16 protein-coding genes are annotated in these 22037 nt (G+C 51.7%); 13 read left to right on the plus strand and 3 right to left on the minus strand.

The features are described 5' to 3' along the window. The first annotated feature begins 277 nt into the window (after window positions 1-277). The 5 genes from IEX04_RS09375 to IEX04_RS18795 all read left to right on the plus strand — a co-directional run bounded on the left by IEX04_RS09375 (window position 278) and on the right by IEX04_RS18795 (window position 3129). On the plus strand, window positions 278-490 hold the full coding sequence (locus IEX04_RS09375; RefSeq protein ID WP_188685296.1) for a hypothetical protein: 213 nt from the start codon (window positions 278-280) through the stop codon (window positions 488-490). Window positions 491-537: 47 nt separating this feature from the next. Next, window positions 538-678, plus strand: coding sequence for a hypothetical protein (locus tag IEX04_RS09380; protein WP_188685298.1), 141 nt, complete (start codon window positions 538-540; stop codon window positions 676-678). Window positions 679-749: 71 nt separating this feature from the next. Then, entirely contained in the window at window positions 750-1397 is a 648-nt protein-coding gene (locus tag IEX04_RS09385; protein ID WP_188685300.1) for a transposase, read from the plus strand. An 894-nt stretch (window positions 1398-2291) separates the two neighbouring features. After that, on the plus strand, window positions 2292-2654 hold the full coding sequence (locus IEX04_RS18790) for an IS110 family transposase (protein WP_229677082.1): 363 nt from the start codon (window positions 2292-2294) through the stop codon (window positions 2652-2654). Next, window positions 2638-3129, plus strand: a complete 492-nt coding sequence (locus IEX04_RS18795; RefSeq protein ID WP_229677083.1) for a transposase — start codon at window positions 2638-2640, stop codon at window positions 3127-3129. Before IEX04_RS18790 ends, IEX04_RS18795 begins: the two co-directional genes overlap by 17 nt. Before the next feature lie 266 nt (window positions 3130-3395). Here the strand turns inward: IEX04_RS18795 and IEX04_RS09395 are convergent, their stop codons facing one another. After that, entirely contained in the window at window positions 3396-3782 is a 387-nt protein-coding gene (locus IEX04_RS09395; RefSeq protein ID WP_188685302.1) for a hypothetical protein, read from the minus strand. 659 nt (window positions 3783-4441) lie between these two features. After that, entirely contained in the window at window positions 4442-5608 is a 1167-nt protein-coding gene (locus IEX04_RS09400; RefSeq protein ID WP_188685310.1) for a nucleotide sugar dehydrogenase, read from the minus strand. Between the two features lie 660 nt (window positions 5609-6268). On the opposite strand from IEX04_RS09400, the gene IEX04_RS19015 reads away from it, so the two are divergent. The 8 genes from IEX04_RS19015 to IEX04_RS09435 all read left to right on the plus strand — a co-directional run bounded on the left by IEX04_RS19015 (window position 6269) and on the right by IEX04_RS09435 (window position 20497). Beyond that, window positions 6269-6391: a hypothetical protein gene (locus IEX04_RS19015; protein WP_268236917.1), complete on the plus strand. Its 123-nt coding sequence runs from the start codon at window positions 6269-6271 to the stop codon at window positions 6389-6391. 1239 nt (window positions 6392-7630) lie between these two features. After that, on the plus strand, window positions 7631-11785 hold the full coding sequence (locus IEX04_RS09405; RefSeq protein ID WP_188685311.1) for a glycosyltransferase: 4155 nt from the start codon (window positions 7631-7633) through the stop codon (window positions 11783-11785). Between the two features lie 116 nt (window positions 11786-11901). Continuing rightward, on the plus strand, window positions 11902-13815 hold the full coding sequence (locus IEX04_RS09410) for a glycosyltransferase family protein (RefSeq protein ID WP_188685313.1): 1914 nt from the start codon (window positions 11902-11904) through the stop codon (window positions 13813-13815). Between the two features lie 48 nt (window positions 13816-13863). After that, window positions 13864-15039 (plus strand): glycosyltransferase family 4 protein, encoded by a 1176-nt coding sequence (locus IEX04_RS09415; RefSeq protein ID WP_188685315.1) that lies wholly within the window; start codon window positions 13864-13866, stop codon window positions 15037-15039. Window positions 15040-15048: 9 nt separating this feature from the next. Then, window positions 15049-16794, plus strand: coding sequence for a glycosyltransferase family 4 protein (locus IEX04_RS09420; RefSeq protein WP_188685317.1), 1746 nt, complete (start codon window positions 15049-15051; stop codon window positions 16792-16794). Between the two features lie 131 nt (window positions 16795-16925). Further along, window positions 16926-18158, plus strand: coding sequence for a UDP-N-acetyl-D-mannosamine dehydrogenase (wecC, locus tag IEX04_RS09425; protein ID WP_188685319.1), 1233 nt, complete (start codon window positions 16926-16928; stop codon window positions 18156-18158). Between the two features lie 29 nt (window positions 18159-18187). After that, window positions 18188-19372, plus strand: coding sequence for a non-hydrolyzing UDP-N-acetylglucosamine 2-epimerase (wecB, locus tag IEX04_RS09430; RefSeq protein ID WP_188685321.1), 1185 nt, complete (start codon window positions 18188-18190; stop codon window positions 19370-19372). A gap of 111 nt (window positions 19373-19483) precedes the next feature. Next, window positions 19484-20497: an NYN domain-containing protein gene (locus IEX04_RS09435; RefSeq protein WP_188685323.1), complete on the plus strand. Its 1014-nt coding sequence runs from the start codon at window positions 19484-19486 to the stop codon at window positions 20495-20497. Between the two features lie 648 nt (window positions 20498-21145). Here the strand turns inward: IEX04_RS09435 and IEX04_RS09440 are convergent. Continuing rightward, on the minus strand, window positions 21146-21979 hold the full coding sequence (locus IEX04_RS09440; protein ID WP_188685325.1) for an acyltransferase: 834 nt from the start codon (window positions 21977-21979) through the stop codon (window positions 21146-21148). Between the last annotated feature and the right edge of the window lie 58 nt (window positions 21980-22037).

Consider the following 22037-nt stretch of genomic DNA (forward strand, 5'->3'; position numbering starts at 1 on the left):
GCAAAGTCCTGAACAAGCCAAATCGTCTTATAATCTGAGACGAACCTTTGAACCCCTTCTGGCGAACGTACGGACAGTCCCGGATCAGCCGTATTTTGCGGAGCTTATGTAAGCAGCTTTCACATGATGCCTTAGACAATATGAGGTGAAGGGAAGCGTCGGGGCCACCACGATCTCAATCTCTCGTGGGTTACCCAGCACCGAACACCCCTTCCAGATCAGTAGCCTGTGGGTGTTCACTGGTAGAGCCAGCATTTGAGGCAAGGGAGGCCCCGACATGTTTCAGAGTACCTTTATTGGTTTGGATGTCCATGCCCAAACCGTTGTCGCCTGCGCGCTGAATACAGCCACCGGCGACGTCCAACGAACCAAAATGTCCTCAGAACCCGAAGTCGTTCTGGACTGGATCCAAAAGTTCCCCACCGATTCCAAAGCCGTCTACGAAGCCGGGCTACCCGCCAGCCCGACACCTACGAGATCACCGTGCTGACTGCATGATCGCAGCCCGATCAAAACTGCTCCGTGCGCCTGGAGACCATGTCAAAGGATAAAGGCGACGCGATGGGACTTGCAAAGATCCTGCCGCTCGGGGAAGTCGCCCAGGTGCGGATCCCGACCATGGAGCAAGAATCGTTACGCGATCTTTCCCGAACACGGCCCCACGCGCAGAAACGTTGAAACTGGCCAAACAGCGCCTCAACGTCCTGTTGCTACGTCAGGGGGTGTTGCCCCCAGATCCCAAAAGGACGGTGAAACATACTGCTTGGTTGCGCCGGCAGCACTTCGGGCAGGCCGGGTCCGAGTTTTTTTACCAGGCAGAGGAAGAACTGCTGGAACTGCTGGCCGCGCATCTGAACCGTTTGGACCAGCGGATCAAAGAGATCGCCCCGGCGTGCGAGTATGCGCGGGTGATCGATGCGTTGATGTGTATGAGAGGGATAGCTTTGACCACCGGGTTCGGTTTGGCGGTAGAGGTCGGCGACTGGACCCGGTTCACCGGCAGCAGCATCGGCTCCTACTTGGGGTTGGTACCCAGTGAGCATTCTTCTGGTCAGAAACGGGCCCAAGGCTCGATTACGAAGGCCGGCAACACCTATGCTCGGCTGCTGCTGGTCGAAGCATCATGGCATCAGAAACCCACGTTCGACAGACCCGGCCTTAGGCTACAGCGACAGTTTGATCTTGTGGATTCAACCACGCGAATCACTGCCTTGAAAGGTAATCACCGGTTGGCGGATCGGTGGGCTGGCTTTGAGAAGCGAGGCAAGCTGAGAACCAAAGCCAATACCGCGATTGCTAGGGAGCTGGCCGGTTGGGGCTGGGCGCTGGCCGCACCGCTGCAAGAAGCATCGAAGCAGGTTCCGGCTTTTTCCAAGGAGAACTTGATGGCCGCTTAATAGCGGTGATCATTGATAAACGTACCCCACGATAATTCTTGAAGTGGTCAGGTTGCACGAGGAGCTAATCCAAGAAAGTTCTATGAGCCATCAGTATTTGCTGATGATGTTCGATTTTAGACCTTGGTATGCTCCAGCCGAACATTCGTCATGCGTTAACCAACACGCGGATATCAGGCTGACCTTGCCGTCGCTAAGACGCTCCTGCACTTTTTGAACTCGCGGTGGTACCAGAAGACCGGCCTCGGACAGGTTCTGAAAATAGTTCGAGGTCGGTCGTCTATGTCTCTTGACAAACTTTTCTACATATCAGAACTTCGGCTGATGGTTCACGTTGCTACAGCTGTGGCAAGGGTGCCCAAGCCTCGGGGAAAAACGCGTCCCGATGCACACCCTGCGGCATACTGCCGCATTGAACCTTCTCGCGGTTGGCATGGGTGTTGCGGATAATGCACTATGGCTTGGGTACCAACGAACTCAATCTACAGATGCATATTCGCATCCCGACATGAGCCTCAAAGAAGCTGTTATCGACCGGAAGCGCCCGTTGAACGTTGAACTGGGCACCTATCGTCCGCCGCCGGACATTCTCGTTTGATTCGATTCCCTTAATGGTTAAGCCGACTTTGAAATCGCGTTTCTTGATTTCGATATGTCGTCCATGCAGAAGTTCCGCATAACGGGAACATCGGCATAAAGGGCGGTGACGTTATGCATGATCATGCTCCGAGCCCGTCATATCGTTGACTGATTAACCCAGCGGAACCTAGTAGCTGTCGGCCGGCCAATCTCGGCGTGGTCTCTTGCCCCTGCTTATCCAATAGTCCGGGGGAGTGTTGCCTCCGAGGTTGGAAGGCAGCGAGGTGATTGCTGTATAGTTGCGCGGCGCCAAAAATGGACACTTTCATCATCACAGGCGCGGCACGAACCATGCCGCATACCTTGCACAGCATCCAAGTCTCCGACGAGGACGAAGCGACCTTAGGCATGCTCAACGGATTTGATCTTGATTCGGTACGCCAGATCACCCAGACCAGCAATCGAATCCGCGGGCTGTTCACCCAGATCCATCCGCCACTGGGACGCGTTCTCGGCCCGTGGCTGGAACACGTCGCCGTATTGGAGGTCCTCGCCGCTTGGCCCAACCCAGCAAGCGTTGAAGCATGCTGGCAAAGCGCGGGTCGGTGCGAAGTTCAAGAAGGAGAGAGCCCGCAGGCACACTGCCTGGGCCAGCGTCATCGTGGATGCGCTGGATGAGCAAACAGTGGTCGTGGTCGGCACCGATGCTGCTGGCTTGGTCATCTCGCATCTGGCTCGCCAGATGATCTCGTTGCATGTCCAGCCCGTCGACGTGGCCACGCACTTGGAAGCCATGGTGGAGACCCACCCTCTTTACCTGGTTCTGACATCCATGCCAGGGGTCGCTGTCAGGACCGCCGCGGTCATAATCGCTTCAGATCTCCGGCAAGACCTTCACCAGTGCAGCGGCAATGGCTTCCTACGCCGGGCTGCGCCAACCACGTGCCAGTCGGGCAACTCGATCAAGTCCGAGCGAGTCAGTCATTCAGGCAACGAACGACTGAAGCGAGCGCTTTTCCTCTCGGCATTCGCCTCGATCAGGTTCGACTCGACCAGCCGGGCTTACTATGACCGGAAACGCGCTCAATGCAAACGCCACAACCAAGCGTTGATTGCCTTAGCCCCCGACGTCTTATCATCCTGTTCGACATGATCCGGGACGGGTCGCTCTGTGACGTTCCAGAGCTGAAAGTTGCTTGGCTTTGTACATAGAGTCACCCCCGGATTGGCTGTGGTAGTCGACCATAGCTTTGGCCAGGGTGTCCTTATAGTCTTCGTCATGGCAGCGATGCAGACTGCGCAATCAAGTCCTCAAAGACGGATACGGTGCACAGAAGTCATCGGGCCCTCTGATGGTGTCTGCTTTGGAAGTTGACTCAATCACGCGGGCGAGCACCATGGCGCGAAACCCCTCGTCATCTAGAACTTCGAACCCAAGTCGAGCATAGGCTGCAGTGAGGATTTCCCATAGTTCCGTGGCTGGGGACGCAACGGCTTTCTCGCCGCCTGTGGTGCCAGTTCAGGGTCTTCGACGGTCAGGCTGCACGTTGGACAATTCGACGGGCTTGGTTCAATCAGCGACTTCGACCAGAGACGCGGGTTCTCGTTCCAAATCGCCGAGTCGAACGTTTGCTGCCCTGGATGCAAGTGTTGCTCGGCGGAACGCAACAGCAGTGCTAGTTCGGTGTCGGTGTTCGCTGAACCGATGTGTTCCACGGAGATCGTGGTGCGTCCAGTTTGGTCTACGATTTGCACGGCGACAGCGCCGAATACGGCACGGGGCTTGCGGATGAATCGGGAACCCATGGCTTCTGGGTATCTGGATCCTATTTCTGGGTAAGTATTTCAGCCAAGGCTCGAACACAAAGAATCAGGTCATGAAACTATTGAGATTTTCAATCACAACCCGTGACACGAAGGCGTTTGGTAATCTAGGTGATGGCTCGGCGTATACTGGCCGGGGTGACTGGAAAGGGTTCGCATGCTTCTCACACACCTGTTTGGGGTTGATGAGGGCGAGGGCGAGGGTGTTGGTAGCTGGAGTGGGTGTCTCCGCTGATGACGTAGTCGAGTATTTCTGCAACGATGGTTATGACAGTTTTCTTCCATTCTGGTTGGTGGCCGTGGCGGGTGACACCGGTCTGAAAGTGAACTCTTGTCAGGCAATTCTTCAAACTGACACGCAACCTCTTGGGTTACGGTCCGCCTTTTATCAAGCCATGTCAAGGGGCCGGACTGGTGTCGCTCCACAATCATGCACAAGTCAGTGTCAAGGTACTGCAATAAAATCAGACCAGAATTTCATTGAGTCACGTCGTTGTGGGTTGGTACTTATCCTGCCGGCGGGTCCCAGACCTGCCAAGAATCATTAGAGAATCTCACCAGTTCGTGGAGCACCAAGCTCATGGCTTTGTGAGTTCTGATTCAGAACATTAGTTCCATCTGGCGCTATTTGACTACAGGTATTAATCTCGACCGTAGATGTCGCGAGTATAGATCTTGTCGGCTACGGATTCGAGCTCCGCAGATTGCCTGTTTGCGATGATAACGTCAGCCTCACCCACGAAGGTGTCGAAATCTTTGGAAACCTTGGAATGAAAGAACTCACGGGCGTCCAAAGTCGGTTCGTAAACTATAACTTCAACACCCTTGGCCTTGATTCTCTTCATTACACCCTGAATAGCGGATTGTCGGAAGTTATCGGACCCTTCTTTCATTACGAGTCGATAGATACCCACGGTCTTCGGATTACGCGCCAAAATATCGTTCGCAATGAAATCTTTACGCGTTCTGTTGGCGTCAACGATTGCGGAGATTAGATTCTGTGGGACTTCTTCGTAGTTAGCGAGGAGCTGCTTTGTATCTTTCGGGAGACAATATCCTCCATAACCGAAGGATGGGTTGTTGTAGTGACTACCAATTCGTGGATCAAGCCCAACCCCGTTAATGATTTGCGCGGAATTTAGGTCTCGTGACGTGGCATAAGTATCCAATTCATTGAAGTACGCGACTCTAAGTGCCAGGTAAGTATTGGAGAAGAGCTTAATTGCTTCAGCTTCTGTTGGGTTTGTAAGTAGGATCGGAACATTTTGGTCTATGCTGCCCTCCAAGAGAAGTTCCGCAAATTTCCGTCCGTTCGGACTTTGATCTCCTACGACAATTCGAGAAGGATGGAGGTTATCGTGGAGAGCTCGACCTTCACGTAGAAATTCTGGAGAAAACATTATTTTGGTTTCAGGATATCTTTCCTGCAAATCACTAGTAAAACCGACAGGTACTGTCGACTTGATGACTATGTTTACATTGGGGTTTATAGAAACGGCATCGGAGACGACAGATTCAACTGACGAAGTATCAAAATGATTAGATTCGGGATCGTAGTTTGTAGGGGTAGCTACAATGACGAAATCTGCATCCTTATAGGCTGTACCGGAATCCGTCGTAGCAGCGAGTCTGAGTTGCTCGTGATCGAGGTATCTCGTTAGTTCTTCGTCTACGATCGGCGAGAGTTTTCGATTAACGAGCCTTACACGTTCCTCATTGATGTCTAAAGCTGTGACTTCGTGATGTCTTGCTAACAAGGCAGCGATCGACATGCCAACATAGCCCGTTCCAACTACTGCTATCTTCATGAATCCAACTCTCTCTTAATCGAACTTTGTTATTGTCTCCTGTAAGTCAGTTTCAATCAAAGTCTGCGACGTTCTAAGTGTTGCTGGACAGCTTTAAAAGCTGCGTTTGACTTGTTGAGACAACCATCTAGTCCTGGAGATGTGAAGCGTTATGGGTTTGATGCCGGGAATTTTGGGAAAAATGAAAACCATGCCTGGCCACAGCGAGGAAGATCAGGAAACTCTGGTCCGCACCCCGAAGAAATAACCGGTCGAATTTCGCGAGGGGCTAATTCATATGGTCGCTAACCGGTTCGCTGAGTACACATCCGTGTATGCGGCGTGCTATGTCGTAGTCCCGAAGATTGACCTACGTCCCGAATCTTTCGTCGCCGGGTAATGATGCACCAAGCTAATACCGACCAACGGGATAACCCAATAACCGATGAATCGAAGATCTCAAGGCATTGATAGCAGAAATACGAGACGAGAGAAAGTCAACGAATTCCTCAATGGTTCTTAGATTTCGTCCGTAGGGGAATTAGCTTCTCATATCCGCTGCCCTGCCAGTCTATTGACGAATTAACAGCCGAGGATTTCGCAGCCGAATTGCGCTGCGCTGTCCTGTGGTTTTTAAGGCAGTCAGGTGCCGCACAAACTTATAGGTTCTGGGATACATGTTTGCCCGTATTGCACACCCTGCAAGTCATTGAAGATGCGCTGATCATCAACACGTCGGGCGGACTCAACATCCAAGAAGGCAAAGGACAACCTCGGTGGGGAACGATTTACGGACGCCGATAAATGCCGGGCTCACTTCACAGAGGTCTCCCAACACGCAGTTGACCGACTGGTGCGAGGCAAAAACATGAATCGAGTGATCTGTGGCCGTTGGAATGGCGCCAGCATTCCAGGGACGGAGACAAACGTGCAGGGGATGGTGGCGAATCGCAACTCTCGATCCAATGCCACGAACCCGATTTGGTTCGCGAACTTCACCTAGTACCCGGTTTAGTTAGTGTTAAACTTCGCGACATTGATGATCGAATTATATTCAATGGCGAACGTCGGCTGGGAAACCCCCCAGGGTTCAGGTGAAGAGTCTCTGCAGCAATGCCTGAAAATAATTCTCTGAGGCCAAGAGCGTGCGTATAAGCCGGTTAACAAAGGGGGTCTGCGCAACGCAGATTAGGACTAGCAATACACGTCGATCCGATATGCCGACACCTTGGAAATCGAATGGCGCGTTGCGTCCACCGTCAGCGGCCGAGGTGCATTCGACGACGTCGTGGAAACGAGAATGGACTCGTTCGATAAACGAAGTAATGGCCGAGGATTCGCCGTACTACAGCGATGTCCCGCCGGTAGAGCCTGATGTCGTCGTCTAAGAAAAGGGCAAATTTATATAATCGCGTTCTCTTGCAATCCGCTTTGGTCGCCAGACTCCAAAGAAATTGGAGAACACCCACATTGACCAAATTTCAGCCTCGTTAACCGACGCTATCTCTCGCAAGGGGCAGCATGTTTCACATACGGTACGCACTTCCGTACATTTGGCTTGTTTGAGTGCATATCTATATCGTGAGAGAAGCCGCGGCTCATACCTTTTCCAGTAGCAATTAGAGCCTTGAGGAGGCCTGTCGTAAACTAGCGGTGCCCTCTGATTGCAACGCAAGATTCTCTAGAATTAGAGATCAGCCTTCGATGGTTTGCGAAACCCCCTGATGGGCGATCAGTTAGAATAAATAGTGAACTTGTAATTTTTTAGACGGAGCAATTTTGTTGAAATCATCAAGACGCGGTTTAGGTTCACCAACGGCTTCGAGAGCCCAGTTGTTTAGCATGCGGCAACGATATGGGGGGTATGGCGAGGACATCGAACAAGCGATGCTTGCCGATTTGCTGAAGTATGAATCACAATACCGTAAGTTTAAGTCTGAAAACGAAGCACTTCGGAACCAGGCTGTAAAATTAAATGGTTTGGTCGCTCGGTATGAAACCAAGGTCAAGAAGACAGAAATCGAACGGCAGAAGTTTAGTCGTATGGCTGCATCTTTAAAAACTCAGCTAGCTAATGAACATGCTCGCGCAGAGAAGTTTAAGCTCGCGTACGAGAATTTACGTGATCACCCGGTGGTTCGTGTGGCACGCGGGCTAAAGACTCCGTTTAGTAAAAAACCCACATCAACAGTACCAGTATCGATGGCAACTGCGCAAAAAGTAATTTTGCCTAGTGTTCCCATATCCGCGTCGGTTCATAAAAGTTGGGTTTCGGATCCGACACTCCAGCAAATCGCGAAGCTAGAAGTCGAAAAGTACCGCGATTTGGGGCAGATTACTGAACCAGCAGATGCTCTACGCTTACTTCTCGCCGAGCCGGCGGCGCCGAAGAATTTCGGTCCGCTCCATTTACAAGTCATGGGTCAAGAGCGTTTGCTGAAGGCGTTGCCCACTGTCCCGCCAAAGACATCTTCGCCCGCATACGTCCCGCAGGCAGATAAAGTGATGTACTGCGCACACAGCACAGGTGAGTTCAACAGCAACGGATACTCGACCCGTACAACTGGCCTTACCAAGGCTGTTATTGACGCAGGTATGGATCTGTTTATTGCCGCGCGTCCGGGCTACCCCTGGGATTCCAAGGTAACCAAGAAAGCTCCATCGCAGAAGCGTCTCATACGTGACTTCCAAGGAGTCAATACACACTTTAATCCTGGAGTTTCTCTACGCAACGATCCTCTGGACAAGTTTATCCAGCTTGCGGCTGACATCTATGTGCGCGAGGCAATGATGAACCGCCCTGCGGTCATCGTTTCGGCTTCGAATCACATCACTGCACTTCCAGCACTCATCGCTGCGCGCCGCCTTGGAATTCCATTCATCTACGAGGTCCGCGGACTGTGGGAAATTACCGCAGCATCGGACAACGAGAGCTGGCTGAATTCCGAGCGCTTTGAACTTGCGCGCAATCTTGAAGCACTCGTAGCGAACGAAGCTGACAAGGTTTTCGCGATCACCGAAGAGGTCCGCGAAGAACTGGTAGCGCGAGGTGCGACTAATGCAAATATTTCAATTTTGCCAAACGCAGCAAATATCTTCCAATATGTTCCGCTTCCCGCCGAGCGTTCCTCTGTCGTTACTCAAAAACGAGCGGGAGAGTTCCTGCTCGGTTACGCCGGCAGCCTAGTCAACTACGAAGGACTGGACCTTCTCGTTGACTCCATCGCGGGGCTCCCAGAAGAACTCAATCATGTTGGTGCCTTGATCGTCGGTGACGGCAACGCATTGCCCGCTTTGAAACAGCAAGTCGCAGAACTGGGCCTAGAAGAACGCATTCGATTTACCGGACGTGTTCCGAATGACAAGATCAACGACTACCTAGCGATCTTCGACGCGGTAGTCTGCCCTCGTAAATCCAATATCGTGACCGAGCTGGTCTCGCCTCTGAAACCAATTGAAGCGATGGCTGCGGGCCGGCCTGTTATTGGTTCGAATGTCTCTCCTATTGCTACTTTGCTCGGAACTGACTCGGAGCGCGGATTGCTCTTTGAAGCCGATAACGTGGACTCGTTAACAGAGCAGATCACTAAGCTCGCACTTGATCCTAAACTTGGTCAGAATATTGGTCGGAGGGCTCGCCAATGGACGGTAGAAACTCGGACTTGGCCTTTAGTCGCGCAGACATTCACTGAGCAAATACGAGCGGTGCAAAATCGTACTGCCGCAGGTAAAAAGCTCAAAGACATTCGCATGGCAATTATCGCGGATGAATTCACCACTTCCACGCTCAAGCGTGAAGTGAACCTCGTTGCGCCGACACCAGAGAACTGGCGCCAAGTTCTTTTGGCACAGCCGGTAGACGTGCTCTTTGTTGAGTCGGCCTGGGCCGGAAATTCCGAGACTTGGACTCGCAAAGTCGGCTACTACGATGATGACCAGTGCTCGGACCTTGATGCCCTGACAAAGTACTGCCGTAAGAACGGTATTCCTACCATTTTCTGGAACAAGGAAGATCCTGTTCACTTCAATCGATTCCGCCGGACGGCGAAGCTCTTCGATGTCGTTTTGACCACGGATGCGAATTGCCTTGAAGACTATTGGGAGAACCGCGGCGGTTACATGCGCGCCTTGGGCAGCCTCCCATTCTGGGCGCAAGCAGAAATCCATAACCCAATGGGTTCAAGCCGCCCATATTCCCATTCGGTAGCCTACGGCGGATCCTACTACGGCGAACGGTATGCGGAACGCTCCCAAGAACTGCGTGCGATCCTTGAAGGTGCCCGCAAGCAGGGGCTGACTATCTATGATCGCCAAGCCGATAACCCGGAATCCCCATATAAGTTCCCGGCGGCTCTCCAGCCGTTTGTTCAAGGTGGACTGACCTATGACGAGATGGTGGAGGCCTACAAGTCTCATCCAGTTCACGTCAACGTCAACTCGGTCAACGGTTCACCGACGATGTTCTCACGTCGTGTCTTTGAAATTGCAGCATGCGGTACCCCGCTGATCAGCGGTAAGAGCTTCGGTGTTACCTGGATGTTTGACGGTACCGTGCCGGTGGTTCGCAACCGTGAAGAATCTGAGCTGATCACGTCGCTATGGATGCAAAGCGAAGCGGATCGTGTCTTGGATGCTTGGGCACCAATGCGCGTCACCTTCCAAAAGCATTTGGCACATCACCGCCTTGCGCTCGCGCTTCGTATGGCTGGAATTGCAGTTGAAATTCCAACTCTGCCAACCCTGGGCCTGGAACTTGAGAAGTTGGACGAGTGTGTTGCAGAACAGATTCTGGCATCTACTATTCGTCCACGCGAAGTATATGTGGCGCAGACGGAAGAGAATTCTGCAGCCATCGATATGCTGATTGCGCACGGGATACGGGTTGTATCTTCTGAAGCCTCTCGACAGTCTGAGGTTTCTGTTTCACGCGTCCAAGAGGTTCTAGGCGACTCTCACCTCTTAGAAGATTTGCTGATCGCCTACCAGTACGGGGGAGCTGCAAGTGTTGAAGCCTCCGAACTTGATCTCAACGTCCGTGGTCTGTCGCTATGGCTGAAGGACGAGCCATCTGCGGATTCACCGCTGCTGAAGATGGAACAGGCGAAGGATCCTTTGCGCCAAATCCATCTGCGTCTGCGCCGTCCGTTCAACGTCGTGGAGGAACAGAATAGTGTTATCGCTCCGGAGGAGACGCGCTTCACCGCGGGCGATCACAACGTCCTGATTGCTGGTCATGACCTTAAATTTGCTAGTCAGATTATGAAGACCGTCGAAGGCCAAGGCCACAAGCTGAACGTAGATCAGTGGGCAGGCCATGCCCAGCATGACAGCGAGCTGAGCTCTCAACTACTTGAAGACGCCAACATCGTGTTTTGTGAGTGGTCTTTGGGAAATCTGGCCTGGTATTCAAAGCATGTCAAACCAGGCCAGCGCTTAGTCACCCGCTTCCACTCTCAGGAGTTGTTCACTGACTATCCGCACAAGGTCAAGTTCAAGAACGTGGACCGTATCATCTTCGTAAGCGAACTGATCCGCGGCATGGCGATCCAAAAATTCGGTATTCCAGAAGAGAAGACCTGTGTCATCCCCAACTCGGTAGATACTCGAAAACTCGATCTGCCAAAGAATGCAGAAGCCAAGTTTGTCTTGGGCTTTGTCGGTATGGTTCCGCAAATGAAGCGCTTTGATCTCGTACTCGACTTGTTGGAAGAGTTACGTGCAAAGGACGAACGATTCACCTTGCGGGTGAAGGGCAAGCGGCCAGAGGACTATCCGTGGATGGCGGCAAGGGCCGAGGAAATGGCATTCTACGATGCTCAGTACGCTCGAATCAATGAATCTCCTCTTCTTCAAGGCGCGGTCATCTTCGACCCGCAAGGCGACGACATGGCACAGTGGTATCAGCAAATTGGCGTCGCGGTATCCACCAGCGATTTTGAGTCATTCCACTTCACTTTGGCCGATGGTGCAGCTTCAAGAGCGTTGCCCGTTGGTTTGGCATGGCCAGGTTCCGAGTGGCTTTACCCGAAAGAATGGCTGTTCACGGATACCGAACTCGCAGCCACTCGGGTGGTCGACATCGTTTCGAACGAGGATCGATTCGACCTCTCCGTTGAAGAAGCCCGACAGTTTACGGTAGAAAACTACGATGCCAAGAAGATCATGGCTGAGCTAGTAGAAGCCATAGAATCTGACTAGTTCGCTGAATCTAGTTCAAGTTAGCGCGGTGCGCCTCAGGCTCGAATAGAGCCGGGGCGCACCGCGCTGTAATATTGATAATTCCTGCCTGCGAGTATTTTAGAGTGAGTTGAGAAGTGAAAATTGCAATAGGTGAGTTTCGAAAAGCCCTATGGCACCTCCGCCAAGGCGGCCCCCGGCAATTCCAGGAATGGTACCGTCGCAGTAATTACGAATCTCGGACCGGCGGTTTTAGCCACAGCTTCCAAACTGATGTTGAAAAGACTCTCGGTCTTCAGCTGCCTGCGGTAACTTTTGAATCAGCACAAGGCACCGCAACGCCGCTAAAAGTTGCAGTCATCTTGGACGACTTTAGTGCTAGGGCCTGGAGTCCAGAATGGGATTGCACATTCATCACGCCTGCCGACTGGCAAGATCAACTTGAGTCGATAGAATTTGATTTCCTGTTCGTTGAATCCGCATGGGCAGGCAACAACAAAGCCTGGCAATATCATCTCACGGGCACGAGTGCGCCAAGACCCGAATTAATTGACATGGTCGCTGCCTTCAAAGCAAAAGAAATTCCAGCGGTCTTCTGGAATAAAGAAGACCCGCCACACTTCGAAGACTTCCTAGACTGCGCGCGTCTTTTTGATTTCGTTTTGACTTCTGATGAGCGAAAAATTGTGGATTACAGGCGCGAACTAGGCCACGATAAAGTGGCCGCTCTGAGCTTTGCGGCCCAGCCGGCATTCCACAATCCAGTACGTCCACTAACTCAGGAGCGCCGCGACGTGGCCTTTGCCGGGATGTACTTTGCCCACAAATTCCCGGAGCGTCGTGAACAAATGGAAATTGTGCTTGGTGGCGCCGTGGATGTTTCCCATAAACTCCCTCACGGAGTGGACATTTTCTCCCGCCAACACGGGGGAGATGAGAAGTATCAGTTCCCGGCTCCATATGACCAGTACGTGGTTGGCTCATTGGGCTACGACCAGATGCTATCAGCCTATAAGTATTACAACGTTTTCCTCAACGTAAACTCGGTCGTGGATTCTCCGAGCATGTGTGCGCGCCGCATTTTTGAGATTACCGCCGCGGGCAGCGCAGTTGTATCGGCTCCAAGCGACGCTATCAGTAATTTCTTTAACTCCTCTGAGGTCTTAGAAGTCTCAACCCGTGAAGATGCTGCTAACGCCATTCGCAGCATTGTCCAGAGTCCCGAGCTGCGTGACCGGATGGTGCACCTGGGGCAACGGCGTATCTGGACCGAACATACGTATGCGCACCGTGCCCGCGAAATCGAAGCATTTGTTGGGTTACCGCAGGTTGAACTTTCCGCTAGCTCAATGACCACGCGCCCCAAGGTTACTGTGGCGGTTTCAACGATCCGTCCGCACCAGATAGACCATATTATTTCCACCGTCGCATCTCAGCTCAAAGTCGATACCGAGCTTATTCTGGTCACACACGGCTTCAGCATTGATCACGAACAATTTGAGATAAAAGCCGTGGAAGCAAAGCTTAAAGATTATAAGATTCTTGAATTATCATCCGAGCTGTCATTGGGCGACTGTTTGAACGCAGCTGTCGCGGAGGCAAGTGGTGACTTCATCACCAAAATGGATGACGATGATCTTTACGGTGAGAACTACCTCTTTGATCAGGTGTCGGCGCTGCGTTACAGCGGTGCCTCAGTAGTCGGTAAACAAGCTCACTTCATGTACCTTGCAGATTCGGATGCGACCCTATTGCGGTTCGCTGATCGAGAGCACCGATTTACGAATCTGGTCATGGGGCCAACGATGCTTGGACACGCATCAGTCTTCAAGAACACACCCTTTGCCTCGCGAAGCAGGGGAGAAGATACGCAATTCCTGCGTGACGTGATAGACGGAGGCGGAACTGTCTATTCAAGCGACCGGTTTAACTTCATGCAAATGCGTAGCGGGGACGGAAAAGCGCACACTTGGGGGCTCAGCGATGCTGAACTCACGGCGACTGGTAAGATTCAATGGTTTGGACGCAATGACAAGCATCTTTTCTTCTAAAGGACTTGTGTGCGAATTTTTATTCGAAGACCGAGGAGTACGCAGTAGATGAAAATCATGTTGCTGACTCATTCGTTTTCCCCTGAAATATCTCCTCCGCAACGACGTTGGTCGGTGATCGCAAACGAACTGGCCAAACTAGGCCATGAAGTTACCGTGGTTGCTCCTCAACCTCGAAGGAATTTGGTTCAAGACACTACGCCTTCCACTGATGATGAACGTATTCACGTTAAACGCTATAAATCACTGCGTAAGCCCAAAACTATGCTTGGGAAAATGCTGAAGCATGGTGTAGAAGCAGTGTTGAGTTTGCCTGCAGCATTAAAAGAAACTCCACCAGATGTCGTGATTGCAACTGTGCCGGCATTGCCGACACTAATTGTTGGTTATGCGGTCAGCAAGATCCGCGGCATTCCTTTCGTTGTCGATTTGCGCGACGCCTGGCCTGACCTTCTGAGAGAATCTCAGGTCTTGAAGTGGCGCTGGATGGAACCTATTGTTTCTCACATGCTGGCATATCTCGTGAAACAAAGTGACTTGCTGGTGACAGTGACGCGTGGGCTCGCAGTAAAGATGCGGCTCAATGGTGTCAAAAATGTTGCGACAATATCCAACGGTGTGGAACTTGAACGGCCTGTGTCCGCTATTGACCGAGAGCCTCGATCTGGGGCTTTACGTGTGCTCTATCTTGGAAACATTGGTCGAAGCCAAGGCCTGGAGACCCTAATTCAGGCAGCTAAGAGTCTTGGTGATGATATTTCACTGCGAATAGTAGGTAACGGGACAGAGAAACGGCGACTCGTAGAACTATCTGAAGAGCTTGACGTAAAAGTCGATTTCAGAGAGCCAGTATATGGTGACCAAGTTCTTGAAAATTATGCTTGGGCCGATACCTGCGTCGTCTCGCTACGGCCAGACTGGCCCAGTTTTGATCACACGGTACCTTCGAAACTCTATGAATTACTGTATTTAGACCGTCATATTACCGGCATGGTGCGTGGCGAAGCTGCTGGGATAATTATTGCTGCTGAATCCGGAGAAGTTGTTGGTCAGACTGTTCCAGCGCTTGTCGAATATTTGGCGAACTTGGCGGCTAACCCGGACAAATTAAAGACCAACAACCATGGTTCACGTTGGGTCAAGAAAAACGCGTCCCTGCGTGATGCTGCCCAAGCCTACGCCCAGCTGTTAAATGACGTCGTAACCCGCGTTGGCAAGAGCTAGGACAGAATTTTGAATACCCAGCTATTATCAAACCTTACTAATACCGGCTTCCTGGTCGTATCAAACTTGGCCGATGACCCGAGCTACTTCGCCCTCCAGGCATCAAGGAAGTTCAAAAACCGAGTCCCGGTCAAGATTCTGGACAAAGTGCTCGCGTTGGGGAAAAATATCGGCGTAGCATCTGCGTTCTCGGCAATGATTCGTGACGATAGCATTCAGTTGCAGACAACCTGCCGGCTGTGGTTAGAAGAATCGGGTTCAAAACGCGGCGCAGTGTTCTTAGCGAATCTCTGCATCGCTAGCGGCGAATGGGATACTGCCAGCTGTTTGTTGGAGCACGCAAAGTCATCTCGAAGCACGGTTCGTGCTAGAGCGCGGTTGCAATGGGGATTAGGTAACATGAGCGAGGCAATTGCCTTGCTTGAAAAAATACCCCCAAACCGGCAAAAGCGGCATTACGTTTCTGAATATAAGGTCTATTCGGGAGCTGAACCGAAGCTGCCCCCTACGCGACTTTCGGATGCAAGTAGTGACGGCCCAGCATCCGTTGTCTTCTTAGCGACCAATTCGCTGCCTCACACGGGCAGTGGGTATGCACAGAGAACTCAGTCCACTTTGGCGGCTCTTGCCGCCGATGGATGGAAAACGCAAGTCTGCACGAGAGTGAACTATCCACTAAATATCGGTGTATTCCAAGTGAATTCGTCGGATCAAGTCGGGCTTGTGGAGTACGAGCGCTTATTGCCAGTTCGAGCAAAATACGACTTATCTGGACGGATTCAACAGCAAGCGGAGTTGCTATTATCGAAGGTTGTTCGTGACCGACCTCAAATCCTCCACACCACGACAGATTTTTCCAATGCTCTTGCAGTCAAAGCAGTCTCCGAGGCCACCGGCATTCCGTGGGTATATGAGGTTCGAGGTCAGTTAGCCGACACCTGGCTCTCTACAAGGCCAGAATCGGCTGAAAATTCCGAGCGTTACAAACTCTTTCGCGAAAGAGAAGCGTATGTAGCCAAGAGCGCTGACCACGTGATCACTCTGGGTGACCAGATGAAAGAAAATCTCACGTCGGCGGGTGTAGAAGCAGCGAAAATTGAAATTTTGCCCAACGGGATTGGCGATGAATTTCTCAATGAGCCCGTTGACCGTTCTACTGCTCGGCATGAACTTGGTTTGGATGTTCAGGCATTTTATGTGGGCACCGTCAGCAGCTTGGTTCCCTACGAAGGGCTAGATACAGTTCTTCGTGCGGTGGCTACACTGCAACCGGAAAAGGAGAACCTTAAAGTACTCATTGTTGGCGACGGTACGGACAGAGAAAATCTCATGCGTCTTGCGGCCAAACTTGGAATTTCGAAGTACTGCGAATTTACGGGCCGTGTACCGCGTGAGAAAGCACATTTATATCACGCAGCGTTAAACTTGTTCGTCGTGCCCCGCAAGGACAGTGCAGTAACGCGTGCCGTGACACCGCTGAAGCCGGTCGAAGCACTTGCTTCCCGGGTTCCAGTTCTTGCCTCCGATTTGCCTGCCCTAGGGGAACTGATCGAAGATGGCATCACGGGTTATTTAGTGGATTCAAGTGATGTTGATCAATGGGCAAGTACAATAGATAGCTTGATGAGGAGCCCTGAAAAAATAAGTTCAATGGGGGAGTCAGGCAGAGATCTAGTACTTAAAACACGCACGTGGTCGCGAAATGCAAAGAAACTAGATAGCGTCTACCGGTCGGTAATAAATAAAACGTTGTGATCCACCTCCTTACCTGCCGCAGGGACCTGCGATAGGGTTTACTAGTCGCGTTGGCTAAAAGCAGCGGTATATGATCAGTAGCAAGCTCAAAATTTTAGAATTTCACTCGCATCAGAAGGAAAGCCACTTTAGTGAATAGCATTAAAGAAGTAGCAGTCATTGGTTTGGGATATATCGGATTGCCTACCGCCGCAATCCTGGCATCCAAGGGAATCATCGTAAAGGGAGTCGACGTCACCCCTCGCACGGTTGACGCAGTCAACAAGGGCGAGGTTCCATTTGTGGAACCAGCTCTGGGCGACTTCGTTGCAGCTGCCGTTGAAGCAGGTACGCTGAGCGCAAGCTTTGAGACTCCGGAAGCAGAAGCCTACATCGTTGCGGTTCCTACTCCATTCAACGCTGACTACACCGCAGATCTGTCCTACATCGAGGCGGCCGCAGACGGCATTGCTCCTAAGCTCAAGGGTGGCGAGCTCGTCATCCTTGAGTCGACTTCCCCTCCAGGCGCTACCCAGCACTTGGCTGACTACCTGCTAGCTAAACGTCCGGATCTTACTACCGAGAGCCTTCTGGTTGCACACTGCCCAGAGCGCGTGCTCCCGGGTTACGTGATGGAAGAGCTGGTCACCAACGACCGCATCGTTGGCGGCATCACGGTTGAAGCAGCCGAGAAGGCCAAGGCTCTCTATGAGACCTTCTGCCAGGCAGCAATCTTGACCACAGACGCAAAGACCGCCGAGATGGCGAAGCTGGTTGAGAACTCCTACCGCGACGTAAACATCGCTTTCGCTAACGAGCTCTCGGTCATCTCCGACAAGCTTGGCATTGACGTTTGGGAATTGATCTCCCTGGCCAACCGCCACCCACGCGTGAACATCCTACAGCCTGGCCCCGGCGTTGGTGGACACTGCATCGCAGTTGATCCGTGGTTCATCGTGTCGGCAGCACCCGAAGAATCAAACTTGATCCGCATGGCACGTAACACCAACGATGCCAAGCCGAATTGGGTCATTGAAAAGGTTGAGGCAGCTACGAAGCTTGATACCTTCAACGGCAAGGTGGCCGTGATGGGTCTTGCCTTCAAGGCGAATATTGATGACATGCGCGAGTCGCCATCAATCGAAATTGCTCGTAAGCTTGCATTGGCAAATCCAACTGTTGAATTCCTGGCAGTCGAACCACACGTTGAGGCGTTGCCTAAGAAGCTTGATGGCATCTCAAACTTGGTCTTGACTCCAATGGATGAAGCCTTAGAAGCTGCCAACGTCATCACCTTGCTGGTAGACCACGACCAGTTCAAGTCGGTTCCCGCAACCACTCTTGCTGGCAAGGAAGTCATTGACACTCGCGGTCTCTGGCGCTAATCGCTCTCCATCTGACAGGGTAGATTCAAATGAAAAAGATCATGCCGATCTATGGCACTCGTCCCGAGGCCATCAAGGTTGCTCCGATCGTCAAGGCCTTGAAAGAGGCTGAAATTTTTGATTGCGTAGTTGTCGTCACCGGACAGCACCGCGAGATGCTGGATCAGGTCAATGAATTGTTCGGAATCACTCCGGACTATGATCTTGACGTGATTCAGCCTCGCCAGACCCTCAATGGCTTGTTGACCAAGACCATTGCCGGCTTAGATGAGATCTTTGAGAAGGAAAAGCCGGACGCCGTTGTCGTCCAAGGCGACACCACTACCTCCACGGCAGGTGCTATTGCAGCCTTCTACCGAGGAATCCCGGTAGTGCACGCCGAGGCAGGTCTGCGTAGCTACGACATCTTCTCTCCGTTCCCGGAAGAAGCAAACCGCAAGCTCACCAGTCAGATTGCGAGCGTCCATCTAGCTCCAACCTCATTGAGCAAGCGTAACCTTGAGCGCGAAACCTTCAACAGCAAGGACATCGTGATCACCGGTAACACCGTGATTGATGCTCTGCTCACGGTGGTCGAGAAGAAGATTCCATTTAGCGATCCACAGCTCGAAGAACTCGTGAACTCAGGTAAACGCATCGTTCTGGTGACGACCCATCGTCGTGAAAACCAGGGTGAACCAATGCGCGGCATCGGACGTGCACTTGCACGCCTTTCCGCAGCTGAGCCAGACGTTCAGTTCATTCTTCCGTTGCATCGAAACCCAGCAGTGCGCGAAGCGCTGCTACCGGAAATCGACGGAATTGCAAACATCACGCTGACCGAGCCACTGGCTTACGGTGAATTCACCCGCATCATTGATGCTTCGACCTTGGTCTTGACCGACTCGGGTGGAGTGCAAGAAGAGGCACCTAGCTTGGGCAAGCCTGTACTGGTGATGCGTTTGAATACCGAACGTCCAGAAGCCGTGACCGCGGGTACCGTACGTCTCATCGGTACCGACGAACAGCGGATCTTTGATTCGGTTTCGGAACTGCTCAACGACTCCGCTGCCTACGACGAGATGGCTACCGCCGTCAATCCGTACGGTGACGGAAAAGCATCTGAGCGTACCGTAGCTGCCATTGCTGAGCTTCTTGGCGTAGGAAAGCGTATCGAAGAGTTTGATTCGCGGCTTTCCGACGCTGATGACATGATGCGCGCAACCAGTATTTAAGTAACGGTAAATTACGAGAAGGAACCGATTCGCTATGAATCGGTTCCTTCTACTTTATCGATTAGTGGGGTGCGGACAGAATTCCGGAAAGATTCTGCGTAGGATCGTATTATGATGAATCAAACCGCCATATTTATTGATGCAGGATTTTTACTTTCTCTTGGTGGACACCGCGTAGCCGGCACAACACTGCGCTCAGCATTTACTACACACTACGAATCGCTGATACGGGGCATAGTTCAGACCGTCAAAAAGAATACCGGACTGAACAATCTTAGAGTTTATTGGTATGACGCCTCACGCGATGGACTGTTTACTGAGCAGCATAAGCGTATTGGTTTAATACCAGGCGTCAAAGTACGTCTTGGACGCATCTCTTACAATGGGGAGCAGAAGGGCGTTGATCTCAGACTTGCGCTGGATCTGGTTGGGGTGGCAAGGCACGGAGCAGCTTCCGTTGCATATTTAGTTTCCGGGGATGATGACCTAGCTGAAGCGGTCGAGGAAGCTCAAGACCTAGGAATGAAAGTCATTCTCTTGGGAGTGACCAAATCCGATTCCCGGTTGGGTGTAGCTTCGGTGGCCGAACACCTAGCGTTGACCGCGGATGCGATCGAAGTAATCTCTGATCAATTACTTGATAGCTCATTTACGCGCGTCCTGGAATGGGATCGCGCCCACGTAGATCAAGTAGCATCTATCGCCGGCTCGGTTCCAAAGCCCGAAGTAGCAGCAGAGCCACCGAATAACGTTCCCACGCCTGCCGTAATGAGCCAGCGTCGTAAAGGAACCTTTGAGCCACAGCCGGTGATTACCGGTAGTCCCGAAGTGGTTTATTGCAGTGACAACGAGCGTTCGGGTTATCAAGGACAAGCTGCCGAGGATGAGCGTGAGCTTGACACAGCTGCTGGGATCGGTTCCAAAGTCGCTACGACGTGGTTATCAAGTATCACGCAGGGCGAACTCGTTGAAATTGTTGCTGATCGTCCGCAGCTTCCGCCCGAAATTGACCGCACCTTGCTGCGGGATAGTGCCCAAGCTCTAGGGGAATGGAAGACTGACAAACAAACTATACGACGTGCATTGCGGACGGCGTTCTGGAATGAAATCGATCGGCTCACCTAGAAGCCCGAGTACTACGCATGAGCACATCTAGAAAGCTGACTAGATGGTACTGAATTTTTATGCGTCCATGGGGCAAAATTCCGCCGGATATACTGAGGTTGATCCGAATGTGTGCACCTGAAGGCATTGGATGCAGATGCCCGAATCTGACACTGTTTCCAGTGCGAATCCCCTGTTGTTCATGAATTTAGTTCCCTCAGTTAGCCGTTATAAAAATAATAATCGGCACGAGTTAATAGTAATTATTGGGTACATGAACGAGAAGTTAACATCGCACCGTTCTCTCGTGTACTCATGTACTCGGGAATATCGGAGTGAGTGGATGGAGTCCGAATGCAGACGTTTTATAGTTTGAATGTGTAGCGACGTCCATTGGCGATCTGGCAGAGTCCACACCATCGAGTGTGCTTAGCATTTAGGTTCGTCTGAAAGGATTTTCCGCCGTATTTGCCGCACAAGAGCTTATAACAGCAGAGATCAGTTGCTACTTGCAGCGATGTTGTCTGCTCAGATGAGAAGAATGCCTCGCATAACGACATGCTCCTCGAATGTTGGCCTGATAAGTCAGTAACTGAAATTCGGAGAGCAGTTTCTGCCTCGTTGTCCGCGGCATGGGCGGTTCATAAGTCTAAGGTGTCATTTTCTGCGTTACCCAGATATACCCATGAAGAAACGATTTTTTCCCATGGCGGAATCAAGCGTTCGGCACCATTCCTCACGTTCCAGCCCTGTAGTGGCACTAGAAATCGCTAGCTCGAGGGCATCAATATTTAGTGTGCTGTCATCTGCAGTGAAGACAAAATTGTCGCCAGCAAACTCTAGCGATTTCTCGGTCTGGGCTTTCGTATATGCGTGAACCGATGGACGAAGCCAGAAGACATCGTTGCCAACAACTTTGGCTGGTACGCCGGCCGCCGACGAGTTCGAAGGTACTTGACGAGTCACCAGTGCCCGCGCGCCAAGAATACTTCCGGATCCAATCCGTGCACCCTTGAGCAACAAGACTTCCTCACCAATCCAGCAATGGTCACCGACCCACACCGAACGGCTTGGATTGATACGCTTATGCGTTGCTGTGGAATAGACAAGATGCGGATCAGCAGTTCGTGATGCCACACGTGAAGAAATCATTGCATCGCGCCCAATGATGATGTTCTCACGTTCGCTTGGAACCAGGCGGGCAGGTGAGGTAAACGACGCATCTTCTCCAAGGTAAAAAATGGAGTCATGAAAAACTGAGCTAATTACCTCGGTAAACCGAGCAGACTTGCGGATATGAATTACCGCATTATCACCCATAAAGCGCAAACGGCAGTTGCGTAACTTCGCCCCGTCTTCGACGTACAGTACGTTTCCAGTTCCATGGAAATGAATTGAAGAGTCACGAAAGATCGAGCCCTGCGACGGCCGAAGATGGACGACATTGTTTTGAATTTTGGCCGCATCGTCATACTTCGTGATTGATTGGACCTCAGATGTCATATCAAGCTCGTTTCTACCGGTGGGTGCAAAATGAGTATGTAAGGTTTGGGGAATTCAA

Source organism: Glutamicibacter ardleyensis (genome assembly GCF_014644555.1).
GTDB lineage: Bacteria > Actinomycetota > Actinomycetes > Actinomycetales > Micrococcaceae > Glutamicibacter > Glutamicibacter bergerei.

Coding starts and splice junctions, on each gene's coding strand:
- IEX04_RS09375 (WP_188685296.1), top strand. CDS start 278: ATGTTTCAGAGTACCTTTATTGGTTTGGATGTCCATGCCCAAACCGTT.
- IEX04_RS09380 (WP_188685298.1), top strand. CDS start 538: ATGTCAAAGGATAAAGGCGACGCGATGGGACTTGCAAAGATCCTGCCG.
- IEX04_RS18790 (WP_229677082.1), top strand. CDS start 2,292: ATGGACACTTTCATCATCACAGGCGCGGCACGAACCATGCCGCATACC.
- IEX04_RS09395 (WP_188685302.1), bottom strand. CDS start 3,782: ATGGGTTCCCGATTCATCCGCAAGCCCCGTGCCGTATTCGGCGCTGTC.
- IEX04_RS09400 (WP_188685310.1), bottom strand. CDS start 5,608: ATGAAGATAGCAGTAGTTGGAACGGGCTATGTTGGCATGTCGATCGCT.
- IEX04_RS09405 (WP_188685311.1), top strand. CDS start 7,631: ATGGCTGCATCTTTAAAAACTCAGCTAGCTAATGAACATGCTCGCGCA.
- IEX04_RS09415 (WP_188685315.1), top strand. CDS start 13,864: ATGAAAATCATGTTGCTGACTCATTCGTTTTCCCCTGAAATATCTCCT.
- wecB (WP_188685321.1), top strand. CDS start 18,188: ATGAAAAAGATCATGCCGATCTATGGCACTCGTCCCGAGGCCATCAAG.
- IEX04_RS09435 (WP_188685323.1), top strand. CDS start 19,484: ATGATGAATCAAACCGCCATATTTATTGATGCAGGATTTTTACTTTCT.
- IEX04_RS09440 (WP_188685325.1), bottom strand. CDS start 21,979: ATGACATCTGAGGTCCAATCAATCACGAAGTATGACGATGCGGCCAAA.